General features: G+C 67.9%; 14 protein-coding genes. 13 read left to right on the top strand and 1 reads right to left on the bottom strand.

Translation table 11 applies throughout. The features are described 5' to 3' along the window. The first annotated feature begins 3 nt into the window (after positions 1-3). From GWI72_RS15370 to GWI72_RS15405, 8 genes are all read left to right on the top strand, one after another. Positions 4-1353, top strand: a complete 1350-nt coding sequence (locus tag GWI72_RS15370) for a cytosine deaminase (RefSeq protein ID WP_161709265.1) — start codon at positions 4-6, stop codon at positions 1351-1353. Then, positions 1353-2759 (top strand): FAD-binding oxidoreductase, encoded by a 1407-nt coding sequence (locus GWI72_RS15375; RefSeq protein WP_161709266.1) that lies wholly within the window; start codon positions 1353-1355, stop codon positions 2757-2759. Before GWI72_RS15370 ends, GWI72_RS15375 begins: the two co-directional genes overlap by 1 nt. Positions 2760-2912: 153 nt before the next feature. After that, positions 2913-3494, top strand: coding sequence for an NAD(P)H-dependent oxidoreductase (locus GWI72_RS15380; RefSeq protein ID WP_161709267.1), 582 nt, complete (start codon positions 2913-2915; stop codon positions 3492-3494). 2 nt (positions 3495-3496) lie between these two features. Then, complete coding sequence (locus GWI72_RS15385) at positions 3497-4084, top strand: NAD(P)H-dependent oxidoreductase (protein WP_161677339.1); 588 nt, start codon at positions 3497-3499, stop codon at positions 4082-4084. 125 nt (positions 4085-4209) lie between these two features. Then, positions 4210-4731 carry a MarR family winged helix-turn-helix transcriptional regulator gene (locus GWI72_RS15390; protein ID WP_161677338.1) on the top strand — a complete coding sequence of 174 codons (522 nt, stop codon included), beginning with the start codon at positions 4210-4212 and terminating at the stop codon, positions 4729-4731. Positions 4732-4899: 168 nt separating this feature from the next. Then, entirely contained in the window at positions 4900-5823 is a 924-nt protein-coding gene (locus GWI72_RS15395; RefSeq protein WP_161677337.1) for a DMT family transporter, read from the top strand. 107 nt (positions 5824-5930) lie between these two features. After that, positions 5931-6467, top strand: a complete 537-nt coding sequence (locus GWI72_RS15400; RefSeq protein WP_161709268.1) for an OmpA family protein — start codon at positions 5931-5933, stop codon at positions 6465-6467. A gap of 122 nt (positions 6468-6589) precedes the next feature. Next, positions 6590-7678: a LacI family DNA-binding transcriptional regulator gene (locus GWI72_RS15405; protein ID WP_161709269.1), complete on the top strand. Its 1089-nt coding sequence runs from the start codon at positions 6590-6592 to the stop codon at positions 7676-7678. Between the two features lie 9 nt (positions 7679-7687). On the opposite strand, the gene GWI72_RS15410 is transcribed toward GWI72_RS15405, so the two are convergent. Beyond that, positions 7688-9439 (bottom strand): vWA domain-containing protein, encoded by a 1752-nt coding sequence (locus GWI72_RS15410; RefSeq protein ID WP_209000151.1) that lies wholly within the window; start codon positions 9437-9439, stop codon positions 7688-7690. Between the two features lie 252 nt (positions 9440-9691). Here GWI72_RS15410 and GWI72_RS15415 point away from each other — a divergent pair, with 252 nt between their 5' ends. The 5 genes from GWI72_RS15415 to GWI72_RS15435 are packed head-to-tail and all read left to right on the top strand — an operon-like array spanning position 9692 to position 15016. After that, a complete protein-coding gene (locus GWI72_RS15415; RefSeq protein ID WP_161709271.1) occupies positions 9692-10912 on the top strand; it encodes a CobW family GTP-binding protein in 1221 nt (406 codons plus the stop codon). A 14-nt stretch (positions 10913-10926) separates the two neighbouring features. Next, complete coding sequence (locus GWI72_RS15420) at positions 10927-11901, top strand: WD40 domain-containing protein (RefSeq protein ID WP_161709272.1); 975 nt, start codon at positions 10927-10929, stop codon at positions 11899-11901. Positions 11902-11911: 10 nt separating this feature from the next. Then, on the top strand, positions 11912-12418 hold the full coding sequence (locus tag GWI72_RS15425) for a DUF2937 family protein (protein WP_161677331.1): 507 nt from the start codon (positions 11912-11914) through the stop codon (positions 12416-12418). 55 nt (positions 12419-12473) lie between these two features. Then, positions 12474-14063, top strand: coding sequence for a gamma-glutamyltransferase family protein (locus tag GWI72_RS15430; RefSeq protein ID WP_161709273.1), 1590 nt, complete (start codon positions 12474-12476; stop codon positions 14061-14063). 44 nt (positions 14064-14107) lie between these two features. After that, positions 14108-15016, top strand: coding sequence for a LysR family transcriptional regulator (locus tag GWI72_RS15435; protein WP_161677329.1), 909 nt, complete (start codon positions 14108-14110; stop codon positions 15014-15016). Positions 15017-15058 lie beyond the last annotated feature (42 nt).

A 15058-nucleotide genomic window follows, 5' to 3' on the forward strand; every position in this document is an offset into this window, starting at 1 on the left:
TCCATGAGCGAGGTCTTCACGGTTCCCATCCGGGGCACGGCCTGCCTGCGCCGGGCCCGCGTGCCGGCTGCCCTGCTGCCGCCGTCGCTCGCCGGCACCGATCTGTCGGCTCTGGTCCCCGTCGACATCGAGTTCGAGAACGGCACGCTCCTGTCGATCACGCCGGCCGGCAGCCAGCCCCCGACCTGTGGCGATTACAGTTACGATCTCGATGGCGGGCTGGTGCTGCCCACCCTCGTCGACATGCACACCCATCTCGACAAGGGGCATATCAGCCCGCGCCAGCCCAATCCGGATGGCACCTTCATGGGGGCGCTCACTGCCGTCGGTGCGGATCGCGCCGCCAACTGGACGGCGGAGGATGTCCGGGCGCGGATGGAGTTCTCGCTCCGCTGTGCCTTCGCCCACGGCACCTCGCTGATCCGCACCCATCTCGACAGCATCCCGCCGCAGGAGAGCATCTCCTGGCCGGTGTTCCAGGAGGTCCGGGCCGACTGGCGCGAGCGGATCGACCTGCAGGCCGCCTGTCTTTTCGGCATCGACCGGCTCGATGCGGATGACGGCTTCCTGACCGCCATAGCCGACCGCGTGGCGTCCGCGCAGGGGGTGCTCGGTGCCGTCACCTACATGGTGCCGCGGCTGGACGAGCATCTCGATGCCATGATGAGGGCCGCCTCGGACCGCGGCCTTGATCTGGACTTCCACGCCGACGAGACCGGGGACAGCACGGCCCGCAGCCTGCGCCACATTGCCGAGGCGGCCATCCGCACCGGCTTCGAGGGGCGCATTGTCGTCGGTCACTGCTGCTCGCTCGCCCGGCAGGAGCCGGAGGAGATCGACCGCACGCTCGATCTGGTCGCGCGCGCCGGGCTCGGCATCGTGTCCCTGCCCATGTGCAACATGTATCTGCAGGACCGGCAGGCCGGCCGCACCCCGCGCTGGCGGGGCGTCACGCTGCTGCACGAGATGAAGGCGCGCGGCATCCCCGTCGCCGTCTCCTCCGACAACACGCGCGATCCGTTCTATGCCTATGGCGATCTCGATCTCGTCGAGGTCTACACCCAGGCCACCCGCATCCTGCAGCTGGATCATCCGGTCGGCGACTGGATCCGCACCGTCACCACCACGCCGGCCGAGCTGCTCGGCCGGCCGGCGCATGGCCGCCTGCGCGAGGGGGCGCCGGCCAATCTCGTTGTCTTCCGGGCGCGTGACTGGAGCGAGCTGCTGGCGCGTCCGTCCGGGCCCCGCACCGTTCTCCGTGCCGGCCGGTCCATCGACCGGACCCTTCCTGATTACCGCGAGCTGGACGCCCTTCTGGCGGTCCGGCCGAAAGTCCTTGCGGGAGTAGCCTGATGAGCGCGATCGAAACCCTCAAGTCCGAACTGGCCGGCCTTGCCCTCGAGGACAATCCGCAGATCGTCAGGCAGAAGAGCCGCGACTTCTTCTGGTACTCGCCCGTGCTCAAGCAGCAGCTTGACCATGTCACCGCCGACCTCGTCGTCACGCCCCGCACCGAGGCCGAGGTCATCCGGGTGCTCAGGGCCTGCTACGCGCTCGACATTCCGGTCACCACGCGCGGGGCCGGCACGGGCAACTACGGCCAGGCAATGCCCCTGTCGGGGGGTGTCATCCTCAATCTGGCCGACATGAACCGTGTCCTCTCCATCCGGCCCGGTGTCGTCGTGGCGGAGGCCGGGGCGATCATCTCGAAGATCGACGAGGAAACCCGCGCCCATTCGGGCCAGGAACTGCGCCTGCATCCCTCGACCTATCGCACCGCGACCATCGGCGGCTTCATCGCCGGCGGGTCGGGCGGCGTCGGCTCCATTTCCTGGGGCGGCCTGCGCGACCTCGGCAATGTGCTCAGCCTCAAGGTCGTCACCATGGAGGCCGAGCCGCGCGTCCTGCATCTCAAGGGCGCGGACCTGTCCCGCGTCATGCACGCCTACGGCACCAACGGGGTCATCACCGAGGTCGAGATGCCGCTGACGGCGGCCTATGACTGGGTCGACGTGCTGGTCGGCTTCGACGACTTCATGGACAGCGTCGTCTATGCCGATGCGCTGGCCAACCAGGACGGCATCCTGCTGAAGCAGCTCGCCCCTGTCGTCGCACCGCTGCCGCACGACTATTTCCTGCGCCACCAGAAGTACATCCGCCGCGACCAGTCCGTGGTGGTGATCATGGTGGCCCCCTTCGCCATGGACGCCTTCGCCACCTTCACCGCCTCGCAGGGCCGGGCCTCGATCCTCTACCGGTCGGACCAGGCCGACGAGGCAACGCTGAAGACCCTGCCGCCGGCCTATGAGCTGGCCTGGAACCACACCACCCTGCGCGGCCTGCGCGTCGATCCGACCATTACCTATCTGCAGGTTCTCTATCCCTATCCGGACCAGGTCGAGAAGGTCCGCCGCATGACCGAGCTGTTCGGCGACGAGGTGCCGGGCCATCTGGAATTCGTGCGCTTTGACGGCAAGATCACCTGCTTCGGCCTGCCGGTGGTGCGTTACACCACCGAGGCGCGGCTGGACGAGATCATCCGCCTGCACGAGGAGGCGGGCTGTCCGATCTTCAATCCGCATCGCTACACGCTGGAGGAGGGCGGCATGAAGCAGACCGACGCGCTGCAGCTCGCCTTCAAGCGCGAGGCCGATCCCAAGGGGCTTCTGAACCCGGGCAAGATGATCGCCTGGGAAGATCCGGACTATGATTTCAGTTCCAGCAAGGTGTTCCTGTTCTCGGGCCTCACGCCCGCCTGACCCTGGCTCTGGCCTGAACCCGTGCTCACGCGCTCAGGCCCCTCCACATGTCCTGCTCCGGAAGAGACCGCCCGATGCCACCGCGCCCGGGCCGTCCCTGACGGCTGGGCAAGGCCCCGGTCCGGGGCAACCTCCTCCTGCCGGTGATGCGCCATGAAGATCCTGCTGCTCTATGCCCATCCCGTCGAGACCAGTTTCGCCGCGGCGCTGCATGCAACCGTGCGCGAGACGCTCGAGAAGGCCGGGCACAGTGTCGATGATTGCGATCTCTACGCCGAGGGCTTCGATCCGCGGCTGACGCGCGAGGAGCGGCTGGCCTATCACGATCTCGACCGCAACCGCGCCACCGTCAGCCCCTATGTGGAGCGGCTGCTGTCGGCCGAGGCGCTGGTCATCGTGCATCCGGTGTGGAACTTCGGCTATCCCGCCATTCTCAAGGGCTTCTTCGACCGGGTGTTCCTGCCGGGCGTGTCGTTCCGGCTGCAGGACGGCAAGGTCGTCCCGGCGCTCGCCAACATCCGCAAGCTGGCCATCGTCACCACCTATGGGGGCTCGCGGCTGCGGGCCTTCCTTGTCGGTGATCCGCCGCGCAAGGTCGGGACCCGCGTGCTCAGGGCCGTCATCCATCCCCTCGCACGCCTGCGCTATCTGGCGCTCTACGACATGAACCGGGTCAGCGATGCGACCCGTTCCGCCTTTCTCGATAAGGTCCGCAAGACAATGGAGGTCTTCTGAACATGCGGGTGCTGGTCGTCTACTGCCATCCCTGCCCGGAAAGTTTCAACGCCGCCGTAAAGGAAACCGTGCTGTCGACGCTGGTGTCGGCAGGCCACGAGCTCCGGGTCATTGACCTTTACGGCGAGAACTTCCAGCCGGCGATGGGCGCGGACGAGCGGCGGGGATACCACGCGCAGGGCAGCAATGTCCGTCCCGTGGAGCGTCACGTGGAAGCCATCCTGTGGTGCGAGATGATCACCTTCATCTATCCGACCTGGTGGTTCGGTCTGCCGGCCATGCTGAAGGGGTGGCTGGATCGGGTCTGGGTGCCGCACGTGACCTTCGAGGTGCCGACCGAGACCACCGGCATGCGGCCCAAGATGCAGCACATCCGCAAGATCGCGGTCATCACCACCTGTGGGGCCACCTGGTGGGTGTCGAAGCTGATGGGCGAGCCTGGCCGCAAGACATTGCTCAGGGGCATGCGCGTCCTCTGCGCGCCGCGCTGCAAGACCCTTTATCTGGCTCATTACAAGATGGACAGCTCAACCCCCGACAGCCGGCGGCAATATCTGGACAAGGTGCGTCGCAAGCTCGCCCGTTTTTGAGCAGCCGCCACGCGAGTGTCATTTGACGGTTAAGGAACGCCGCTAGTGTCGCGTCGAATCGCCGGGGCTCGTGTCTCCGGCGGTCACAGGCTAGGCTGTGCCAACCGGCAGTGGAGTGATCGACGATGGCATTCAGTTACAAGAAGAGCGTGACTTTCCGCCTGCTGCAGGCGGCCAAGGCCCAGCGGGCTCGCTCAGGCGGTCATTTGATGCGCATTGGTCTGCATCCCGGTCAGGAACTCGTGCTCAAGGTGCTCGCCGATGCGGACGGTCGGACCATGAGCCAGCTGGCCCTGGCGCTCGGCGTGCAGCCGCCCACCGTCACCAAGATGGTGACCCGGCTGTCCGCCCAGGGTCTGGTGCGCCGCCAGGTTTCCGAAACCGACGGCCGTCTCGCCCGCGTGTTCCTCACCGACGAGGGCCGCAACCGCGTGCAGGACGTGGACAAGGCCTGGAAGCGGCTCGAGAAGGAAGCGATTGCCGGCCTTGACGATAAGGACCGCAAGAAGCTGCGCAAGCTGCTGCGCCAGATCGAGAAGAACCTGTCGCTGACCACCGAGATCGATCCCGAGCTCGACAACGACACCGACGATCTCGACGACGAGACGCCGACGGCCACCGTGGTGCCGCTCGCCGTCGAGGCCTGATCGCGGGCTGATCGCGGCCTGATCACGGCCTGAGACAGGTTCCGGGCGTGGCGTACCGCTTTCGCCCGGCAAGATCTTTCAGCCAGGCGGGGAGACGTCTAGTCTGGTCATCCGGTGGCGGGCCTGCGTCGCCGGATGACATGCCCTCCCGCCTGCGGACACCAGACCATGACCGAGCCCATCACGCCGCTGTCGCAGCCCGAACGCGAGGCGGCGGCAGAACGGCGGTCGCAGCTCATCGCCATCGGCATGATCCTGCTGACCTGCCTGTGCTTCTCCATCCTTGATGCCACGGCCAAGTATCTGACCACCTACAGCCATCTGCCGCCGCTTCAGATCGTCTGGATGCGGTTCGTCAGCCATCTGGTGATTGCCTTCTTCCTGTTCCGCCTCTGGGCCCATCCGGAGGTGTTCCGCACCGACCGGCCCTGGCTGCAGTTCGTCCGCGGCCTGACGATGCTTGGCACCACCTCGTTCAACTTTCTCGCCGTGCAGCACCTGCAGCTGGCCGAGACCATGTCGATCTTCTTCGCCGGACCCATTGTCGTCACCGCGCTGGCGGGGCCGCTGCTTGGCGAATGGGCCGGCATCCGGCGCTGGGCGGCGATCTTCGTCGGCTTCATCGGCGTGCTGATCATCGTGCAGCCGGGCAGCGGGGCGATGCACTGGGCGGTGATCTACTCGATCCTGTCGATGCTGTGCTACGCGCTCTATGCGCTGATGACCCGCATGCTCACGGCCACCAATTCCACCATCGGCATGCTGGTCATCCCGGCGGTGATCTCGTCCATTGCCATGACCGGGCCGGGGCTTGCCGTCTGGGTCGCGCCGCCGGACCTGTTCCACTGGGTGCTGCTGCTGTCGACCGGCGTCTGGGGCGGGCTTGGCCACTGGATCTTCATCGCCGCGCATCGCCGGGCGCCGGCGCCGCTGCTTGCGCCTTTCACCTATCTGCAGATCATCTGGATGATCGGGCTGGGCTTTCTTGTCTTCGGCGACGTGCCCGGCAGTTCGACGCTGATCGGCGCCAGCATCGTCGTGGCCTCGGGTCTCTACATCCTCTACCGCGAGCAGGTGGTGAAGAAACGCTGAGCGCAGGTCGGGCCGGCTGCGTCCGCCGTCCGTTCGGCAGTTGACGCGACCGCGTTCGCCTTGCCAAATGACGCCGCAGTTCAGGCGTGCGCTTTCGGGGGGAACACATGCAGGCGGTTCGCAAGGTCCGGGAATTTTCGCAGGCCGGAGCCGGCCTTGTCGCCGCGCTCGTCCTGCTCGCCGGATGTCTCTCCGGATGCCAGGCGATCGGCGAGGCGGAGCGGCCCCAGTCGCCGTCCCAGGCGGCCGGCTTTGCACCCGGCACCGAGGAAGCCTTCATGCTGGACGTGGGGCGCCGCATCTATTTCGCCGAGGGCTCGGCCGAGCTTGACGCGGAAAGCCGGCAGATCGTGCTGCGCCAGGCACAGTGGCTCAACACCAACACCCGCTGGCTTGCCAAGATCCAGGGCCATGCGCAGGAGCCGGGTGGCGAGGCGGCAAACAAGCGCCTGTCGGAGCGCCGGGCGCAGGCCGTCTATGACCTGCTCGTCGCCCAGGGCGTCGATCCCAGACGCATCTGGACCAAGGGCTACGGCATCGAACGGCCGGAAACCGACTGCGACCCGGCCGACTGTCCGCGCATGAACCGCCGCGTGGTGGTCAACCTGCGCGAGGAGTATGACGACACCGCGCCGCAGCGCTGAGCCCCCACGTCGGTTGCGCTGGCAACGATCGCGCGGCAAACTGAAAGCTTGCGGGAATCACGTCGGCGCGGCGTTCTGCGCCGGCCTCCGTCTCCGCAGGGGTAACGTTTGAGGTGGCGCGCATGAGCGACAATCCGGGGTCTGGGTCTGGGGCGCACCCCGACGAACCGCGCGGCCGCCGCCTGACGCTGGGCGACATCGCCGAACGGCTCGGCATCTCCACCGCCACGGTCTCGCTTGCCCTGCGCGATTCCCCGCTCGTCGCCAAGACCACCCGCGACAAGGTCAAGGACATGGCGCGGCAGGTGGGCTACATCTACAACCGCTCTGCCGCCTCGCTGCGCACCTCGCGCACGCAGATCGTCGGCGTCGCGGTCCACGACATCATGAACCCCTATTTCGCCGAGATCTTCTCCACCCTGGAGGATGAGCTGGAGCGGCAGGGGCAGATGGTCTTCATCTGCAATCACCGCGACAACGTCGAGCGCCAGCGCGTCTTCATCGACACGCTGCTGCAGCACCGTGCCGACGGCCTCATCCTCTGCGCCTCGGTCGGCACCCGGGCCGAGGAGATCAACCGCCTGACCGACCAGGGCATTCCGGTCACGCTGATCTGCCGTGATCTGGACGGGGCGCGGGCGCCGACGGTGCGCGGCGATGACGAGAAGGGGGCCTTTCTTGTCACCCAGCATCTGATCCGCCAGGGCCACCGGCGCATTGCCATGGCGGGCGGACGGCGGGAAACCTCGACAGGCCGTGACCGCAACGCCGGCTGGCGGCGGGCGCTGGAGACGGCTGGGATCGACCCGGCCAGCCAGCTCGACATCCCCGAACTGATGAGCCAGACCGACGGCCAGTCGGTGGTGCCGCGTCTGCTGGCGGCGCCCGAGCGGCCTTCGGCGGTCATGTGCTTCAACGACATGGTGGCGCTCGGCATGATGCCGGCCTTGCGCTGGGCCGGTGTCGAGCCCGGGCCCGGCATGGCCGTCACCGGCTATGACGATGTCGATGGCGCGGCCGCCCGCACGCCTTCGCTCACCACGGTCGCCAGCCATCCGGACCGCATCGGCTCCATGGCCGCCTCGCTGATGCTGCGTCAGGTCGGCGGCGAGGACGTGCCGGCGACGCGCCACCTGATCGAGCCGGACGTGAAGATCCGCGATTCCTCTCCGCCCCCCGGCGTCCGCCACGGCCGCCGCCTCGGGGCGTGAGGCTCCCTCCTACTGCGGCAAGGGCGCCAGGGGCCTTGCGGTCCTGGCCAGCTCGACGAGGCCGATGAAGGCTGCCCGGTGGCCGGCGCTGTCCTCGCCCTTCGCGCTGCGGGCCAGGGCGGCCACGTCCTCCAGCCTGTAGTCCCCGGTGAACCGTCCCCCTTTCAGGATGTCGCCGAAGGCCGCCACGGCCGTGGCAAAGCGGAAGTCCGCGTCGGCCGCCTCGAAGCTCTCGACCGCCATTGCCTGTGTCACCGGCTGTTCGATCAGCTTGCTGTCGCTTTCGCCGGGCGTCTTGTAGCGGATGCGCAGGAACGCCAGTTCGCCCGGGCTGGTCGCAGGCGCTGCGGGCGGCGTCCCCTGATAGCGCAGGGGCTCGCTCAGCCCGCCGGTCACGCCTGCGGGCGTGAACTCATACAGCGCCGTCACCGTGTGGCCCGCGCCGATGTCGCCGGCATCCACCTTGTCGTTGCTGAAATCCTCCTGGCGCAGGGCGCGTGTCTCGTAGCCGATCAGCCGGTAGTCCTTCACTTCGGCCGGGTTGAACTCGACCTGCAGCTTGACGTCGCTTGCCACCGTGAACAGCGTCGCGCCGACCTCTTCCACCAGAACCTTGCGGGCCTCGGTCAGGCTGTCGATGTAGGCAGCGTTGCCGTTGCCGTTCTGCGCCAGCGCCTGCATCAGCGCGTCATTGTAGTTGCCCTGGCCGAAGCCCAGCACCGACAGGGTCACGCCGCTCGCCCGCTGCCGTTCCACGAAGGCGGTCAGGTCGGCGACGTCGGTGAAGCCGACGTTGAAGTCGCCGTCGGTCGCCAGGATGACCCGGCTGACGCTGCCGTCCGTCCTGCCGGCCTCCGCCAGCGCATAGGCCTGGCGCAGGCCTTCGCCGCCGGCCGTGGAGCCACCGGCGTGCAGCCGCTCCAGTGCCTCGAGGATCCGGGCGCCCTCTGTCGCCGGCGTGGGCTCCAGCACCGTGCCTGCGCTGCCGGCATAGGCAACAATCGCCACCGTGTCCTTCGGCTTCAGCGTCGTCAGCAGCAGGCGGAAGGCGTTCTTCAGGAGCGGCAGCTTGTCGGGGGCGTCCATCGAGCCGGAGGTGTCGATCAGGAACACCAGCCGCGCCGGCGGCATCGCGCCGCGCTCGGGCAGCGCCGTCTTCAGCCCGATGCGCAACAGCCGCGTGTCCTTGTTCCAGGGCGTGGGGGCGATGGAGAGGCGGGTGGCAAAGGGCGCTGCGTCCTTCGCCGGTGCCGGATAGCCGTAGCTGAAATAATTGATCAGTTCCTCGGGCCGGATCGCGTCCGGCACCGGCAGCACGCCGTCCATCAGCGCCGCGCGCATCACGCCATACGAGGCCGTGTCCACATCGGCGGAGAAGGTCGAGACGGGCGTGTCCGTCACGCGGTGCACCGGATTGTCGTCGGCCTGCGGAAACCGGTCGCGGCCCTGGGCCTCGTAGGCAAGGTCCGCTGCCGGGACGGCGGGCTTGCCATGCAGCACAACCGGTCGGGGGATCGCCTGGGGCAGAGGCTGGGGGCTCGGCGGGGGCAGGGCATCGGTGGCCGCTGCCTGCGTGTCCGCCTGCGGTGTCGTCGTCTGGGCCGTATTCTGGGCCGTCGTCTGCGAGGTGGCCTCTGGCTCGCTGTGCTGCCAGGGGGCGAGCAGCACGATCAGGCCGACGGTTCCGGCCGCAAGGCCGGCGCCGGCAAGCCGCAGCCAGCCGGCGTTGCGGGGCTCCGACGGGGTGGGGTGAAGGGTCATGCCAGGCATCCTCGCGCAAGCGGTTTCCCAGTTCCTGCCCAACTGGGCCGACAGGGTCGGCAGCGACAAGCTTGGTCGTGTGTCTGTGTTTTTTCAAAGGCGGCCGGCGATTGATGCGAAAGGCGTGAACTTCGTGGCGCGACACCCTATATTGCGTCCAAATTCGACCTCAGCCTGCACGGTGCGAATCGGACCGGCATTCCGCCGCCGGCCCGGGACACCCGTTCAGGCCCATTCTCAGGACCCCATCTCATGACCTCTGCCGCTACCGAGCCGACCAAGCAGATTCCGGTGACCGTGCTGACCGGTTATCTGGGCGCCGGCAAGACGACGCTGCTCAACCGCATCCTCTCGGAGAACCACGGCCAGCGCTATGCCGTGATCGTCAACGAGTTCGGCGAGATCGGCATCGACAACGACCTGCTCGTCGAGTCCGACGAGGAGATCTTCGAGATGAACAACGGCTGCATCTGCTGCACCGTGCGCGGTGACCTGATCCGCACCGTGCAGAACCTGATGAAGCGCCGTGGCAGCTTCGATGCCATCATCGTCGAGACCACCGGCGTTGCCGATCCGGCCCCGGTGGCCCAGACCTTCTTCATGGATGACGACGTGCGCGCCGCCTCGCGGCTTGATGCCGTTGTCGCCGTGGTCGACGCCCGCCACGTGCTGCAGCGCCTCGCCGACACGCGCGAGGCCGAGGACCAGATCGCCTTTGCCGACGTGATCCTCCTCAACAAGACCGACCTCGTGTCGCCGGAGGAGCTTGCCGCCGTCGAGGCGCGGATCCACAAGATCAACCCCTATGCCGTGCGTCACCGCACCGAGCGCTGCGCCATCGACATCGCCAAGGTGCTGGACCGTGGTGCCTTCGACCTTGACCGCATCCTGTCGCTCGACCCGCAGTTCCTGAACACTGGTCATGGCCATGACCATCATCATCACGGCCACGACCACGACCACGATCACCACCATGATCATGATCATCACCATCATGACCATGACCATGCCTGCGGTCCGGACTGCACGCATGAGCATCACCACCACCACGATCATGACCATGATCACGGGCATCACGCGCATGACCATGATCATCACCACGACCATGATCACGGCCATGATCACGTCTGCGGCCCGGATTGCGATCACGACCATCACCACCATGATCATGACGACCCGCATTCCGTCCGCAGCATTTCCCTGCGCGCCGGCGAGCTGGATCCGGACACCTTCTTCCCCTGGATCAACCGCGTGACCCAGGAAGACGGCGCCAGGATCCTGCGCCTGAAGGGCATCCTGGCCTTCAGGGATGATCCGCAGCGCTACGTGCTGCAGGGCGTGCACATGATCGTCGAGGGCGATCACCAGCGTGACTGGAAGGAGGGCGAGCCGCATGAAAGCCGCCTCGTCTTCATTGGCCGCGAGCTGGATTTCGACGCCCTGAAGCAGGGCTTTGCCGCCTGCGCGGTCTGACGGGAGACCTCGACGTGCCGACGCTTGCAGCGGCCGATGTCTCGGGCTTCGTGGTCCGGGCCGGCTTCCTCCACGACACGCCCTATTTCGCCCTCGGCGGCGGCGAGGTCGTGTTCCTTGCCGGAACCCAGATCCGGGCGGCGGCGCATCGCGGCGGCCTGCTTGCCGCCGACGAGCGGCCGGATGGCTCGGCGCTCGTCACCGGTGGCGACGATGGTCGCGTCGCCGAGGTCCGGCCCGACGGGTCCGTCGCGGTCCTGTCGGAGCGTCCGCGCAAGTGGATCGACCTCGTGGCCTGCGGTCCCTCCGGGGCCGTTGCCTTCGCCAGTGGCCGCACGGCCTTCGTGCGCCTCTCCGATGGCAAGGAGAAGGAGTTTGCCCATGCCCGCGCCGTCGGCGGCCTTGCCTTCGCGCCCAAGGGGCTGCGTCTGGCGGTGGCGCGCTACGAGGGCGTGACGCTGTGGTGGGTCAACACCCAGGGCGCGCCGCAGCAGCTTGACTGGCCGGGTGCCCATCATGCCGTCACCTTCTCGCCGGATGGCAAGTATGTCGTCACCACCATGCAGGAGACGGCGCTGCACGGCTGGCGCCTCTCCGACGGACAGGACATGCGCATGACCGGCTATCCGGCCAAGGTGAAGTCCGTGAGCTGGTCCGTGAAGGGCAAGTATCTGGCGACCTCCGGCGCCAACGCCGCCATCGTCTGGCCCTTCTTCGGCAAGACCGGCCCGATGGGGCAGGCGCCGCTCCAGCTTGGCGCCCGGTCGGATTCGCTCGTGACGGCGGTCGCCTGCCATCCGAAGGAGGATGTGGCGGTCGTCGGCTATCAGGACGGCATGATCATCCTCTGCCGCTTCTCCGACAATGCGGAAGTGCTGATGCGCCGGCCCGGCAAGGCCCCCGTCTCGAGTCTTGCCTGGGACAGGCACGGTCTGCGCCTTGCCTTCGGCACCGAAGACGGGGAAGCTGGCGTGATCGCGCTCGAATAGGGAGACCGCCATGCTCGCCAGACCCTTCGCGCTTGCCGTGGGCCTGATGGCGGGCGTCGTCTCCTCGCAGCTGCCTGAGTTCGCCCAGCAGTATCGCCAGCGCCTCGGCGGGGCGATTGACGCGCTGCAGCTCGTGATGGCCGCAACGGCCGAGGATGCGGCCCGCAATGGCCTTGATGTCGACGGGGCGCTGGAGCATCTCAAGCGCAACCCGGACCCGCTCGTGGCCGCGCAGGGGCGGTCGCTGGAGGAGATGCGCGAGAAGCTGGCAGGCATGCGGGCGGAACGCGATGCCTATGAACGGTCCGACGCCTTCGGCCAGATGCTTCTTTTCCTCACCACCTCCGATCCGGACGTGGTCCGCGGCACGTACGAGGAGTTCAGGCCGGCCGTTCCCGCGACCGCCGAAGGCTTCGTCACGGCGCTGCTCGGAGGGCTTGCCGGCGTCGGGGCGCTGCGGCTGATCGGCGCTGTCCTGCGCGGTCTCTGGCGCGTGCTGGCGGTCCGCCCCGGCTGAGCCTCACGTCATGCCCCCGTCGTCGGGGAGCTTTCATTCGGTCCTGGAGGAGTGCATGGACACGGTCACCTCGACGGGCGGCATGGTTGTCGCCCCGCACATGGCTGCCGCGCGGGCGGGGGCGGAGATCCTCGCCGAGGGGGGCTCTGCCATCGAGGCCATGATCGCGGCGGCTGCCACCATCGCGGTGGTCTATCCGCACATGAATGGCATCGGCGGCGACGGTTTCTGGCTGATCGCGCCGCCGGGAGAGGACCCCAAGGTGATCGCTGCCTGCGGTCCGGCCGGCGCGAAAGCCACCCTTGCTGCCTACAATCGCGCCGGTCACGGCACGGTGCCGACGCGCGGACCGCTTGCCGCGCTCACGGTTGCCGGCACCGTCGGCGGTTGGCAGAAGGCCCATGAGGCCGCCGCCAGCCTCGGCGGCCGCATGCCGCGCCGCGAGCTGCTCTCTGCCGCCATCGCCCATGCCAAGGACGGCATCCCCGTCTCGCGCAGCCAGGCATATCTGACGGCGGCGAAGCTGGCCGAGCTCGAGGCCCAGCCGGGCTTTGCCTCGGTGTTCCTCAAGGACGGCAAGCCACCTGAGACCGGCGACGTGATCCGCCAGGAGCGGCTGGCCGACACGCTCGACCATCTCGCCGTTGCCGGCTTCGACGACTTCTATCGCGGCGATGTCGGCGCCTCGATTGCCGACGATCTGGAGCGCATCGGCGCGCCGGTCACCAAGGGCGATCTGGAGCGCTACGAGGCCCGCATCCGTCATGCGCTCAAGCTGCAGACAAGGGCAGGCACGATCTACAACGCCCCGCCACCGACGCAGGGGCTGGCCTCGCTGATCATCCTTGGCCTCTACGACCGGCTGACCGTCCCGGCGCGGGAAGGGTTCCCGATGCTGCATGGTCTTGTCGAGGCGACGAAGCGTGCCTTCCTCGTCCGGGACCGCATCGTCACCGACCCGGACCGCCTGCCGGAACCGCCGTCCAGATTCCTCGAGGCCGGCTGGCTCGATGCGGAAGCGGCCGGCATTTCGCCGGGCCGCGCGCTGGACTGGCCGGTCAGGTCCAGCCTCGGCGACACCATCTGGATGGGGGCGGTCGATGCCAGGGGCTGCGCCGTCTCCTTCATCCAGTCGATCTACTGGGAGTTCGGCTCGGGCTGCCTGCTGCCGAAGACCGGCATCCTGTGGCAGAACCGCGGGGCGAGTTTCTCGCTGCACCCGGAGGCGCTGAACGTTCTGGAGCCGGGACGCTTGCCGTTCCACACCCTCAACCCCGCGCTGGCCCGCCTGTCCGATGGCCGCGTCGTCACCTACGGCACCATGGGCGGGGAGGGGCAGCCGCAGACCCAGGCGGCCATCTTCACCCGCGCCATTCTCAACGGCCTGCCGGTCGGCGAGGCGATCGACGCGCCGCGCTGGCTGCTTGGCCGCACCTGGGGCGATGCGACGACGGCGCTCAGGCTCGAGGCGCGGTTCGATCCCGATCTGGTGCGCGCGCTGGAGCGGGCCGGGCACGAGGTGGTGGTGCTCGGCGAGGACTATTCCGATACGATGGGCCACGCGGGCATGATCATCCGCAACGTGCGGGGCGGGCTTGAGGGCGCGCATGATCCGCGCGCCGACGGCGGCGCGGCGACGGCCTGAGGACGGCCCGATGACGAGCTGACCGGGCAGGGGGAGACACGGCGATGGACGCCATCACGCGCATGCGCTGCTTCATCCAGGTGGTGGACAGCAACGGCTTTTCCGCCGCAGCCCGGGAGATGGGCCGCTCGAAGGCGCTTGTCTCGAAATACATCGGCGAGCTGGAGGATGAGCTCGGCGTGCGGCTTCTCAACCGCACCACGCGCCAGATCTCGCTGACCGAGGTGGGGGAGGCCTATTACAAGGAAGCCTCCGACATCCTGCAGCGGATCGACGACCTGCAGGCCTCCGTCCAGTCCACCCATCACGAGGCCCGCGGTCGCCTGCGGGTGTCCGCGCCGCGGTCGATGGGCGACGGCCTGATCAACCGGGCGATCATGGAGTTCCTCGTCGCCGAACCCGAGATCACCATCGACCTGCGCCTCGACGACCGCTTCGTCGATCTGGTGGAAGAAGGCTTCGACGTGGCCATCCGCGTCACGGATCTGGAGGATTCCAGCCTGATCGCCCGCAAGATCGCGCCCTTCAGCACGGTGGTCTGTGCCACGCCCGAGGTGCTCGCCCGTCACGGCACGCCGCAGCATCCCTCCGAGCTTGCCAGCCGGCCCTGCATTGTCGACACCAACTATCGGCACAAGACCAACTGGCACTTCGCCGAGAACGGTGAGCGTTTTGCCGTGTCCGTGCGCGGCCGGATCGAGGTGAACAGCGCCTCTGCGGCCCGCGATGCGGCGCTCTGCGGACTCGGCTTCCTGCGCACGCCGCGCATGTTCGTGCACCAGGACATCCAGTCGGGCCGTCTGGTCCCGCTGCTGCAGGGCTTCGAGCATGATGGTCCGGCCATTTATGCGGTCTATCCGCATCGGCGGCACCTGTCCGGCAAGGTCCGCTCCTTCGTCGATTTTCTCGCCGTATGGTTTGCCGACCGGCGCAAGGCCGGCGAGATGTGCTGACATCCCCGGGCCCGCGAGGGCCGGGAATGTCCTGTCGGGACG

The sequence above is a fragment of the Pannonibacter sp. XCT-53 genome (assembly GCF_009915765.1).
In the GTDB taxonomy this organism is placed as follows: domain Bacteria; phylum Pseudomonadota; class Alphaproteobacteria; order Rhizobiales; family Stappiaceae; genus Pannonibacter; species Pannonibacter tanglangensis.

Excerpts from the sequence above, each read along its gene's own strand:
- GWI72_RS15370 (WP_161709265.1), top strand. The coding sequence starts at position 4 with ATGAGCGAGGTCTTCACGGTTCCCATCCGGGGCACGGCCTGCCTGCGC.
- GWI72_RS15375 (WP_161709266.1), top strand. The coding sequence starts at position 1,353 with ATGAGCGCGATCGAAACCCTCAAGTCCGAACTGGCCGGCCTTGCCCTC.
- GWI72_RS15380 (WP_161709267.1), top strand. The coding sequence starts at position 2,913 with ATGAAGATCCTGCTGCTCTATGCCCATCCCGTCGAGACCAGTTTCGCC.
- GWI72_RS15385 (WP_161677339.1), top strand. The coding sequence starts at position 3,497 with ATGCGGGTGCTGGTCGTCTACTGCCATCCCTGCCCGGAAAGTTTCAAC.
- GWI72_RS15390 (WP_161677338.1), top strand. The coding sequence starts at position 4,210 with ATGGCATTCAGTTACAAGAAGAGCGTGACTTTCCGCCTGCTGCAGGCG.
- GWI72_RS15395 (WP_161677337.1), top strand. The coding sequence starts at position 4,900 with ATGACCGAGCCCATCACGCCGCTGTCGCAGCCCGAACGCGAGGCGGCG.
- GWI72_RS15400 (WP_161709268.1), top strand. The coding sequence starts at position 5,931 with ATGCAGGCGGTTCGCAAGGTCCGGGAATTTTCGCAGGCCGGAGCCGGC.
- GWI72_RS15405 (WP_161709269.1), top strand. The coding sequence starts at position 6,590 with ATGAGCGACAATCCGGGGTCTGGGTCTGGGGCGCACCCCGACGAACCG.
- GWI72_RS15410 (WP_209000151.1), bottom strand. The coding sequence starts at position 9,439 with ATGACCCTTCACCCCACCCCGTCGGAGCCCCGCAACGCCGGCTGGCTG.
- GWI72_RS15415 (WP_161709271.1), top strand. The coding sequence starts at position 9,692 with ATGACCTCTGCCGCTACCGAGCCGACCAAGCAGATTCCGGTGACCGTG.
- GWI72_RS15425 (WP_161677331.1), top strand. The coding sequence starts at position 11,912 with ATGCTCGCCAGACCCTTCGCGCTTGCCGTGGGCCTGATGGCGGGCGTC.
- GWI72_RS15430 (WP_161709273.1), top strand. The coding sequence starts at position 12,474 with ATGGACACGGTCACCTCGACGGGCGGCATGGTTGTCGCCCCGCACATG.
- GWI72_RS15435 (WP_161677329.1), top strand. The coding sequence starts at position 14,108 with ATGGACGCCATCACGCGCATGCGCTGCTTCATCCAGGTGGTGGACAGC.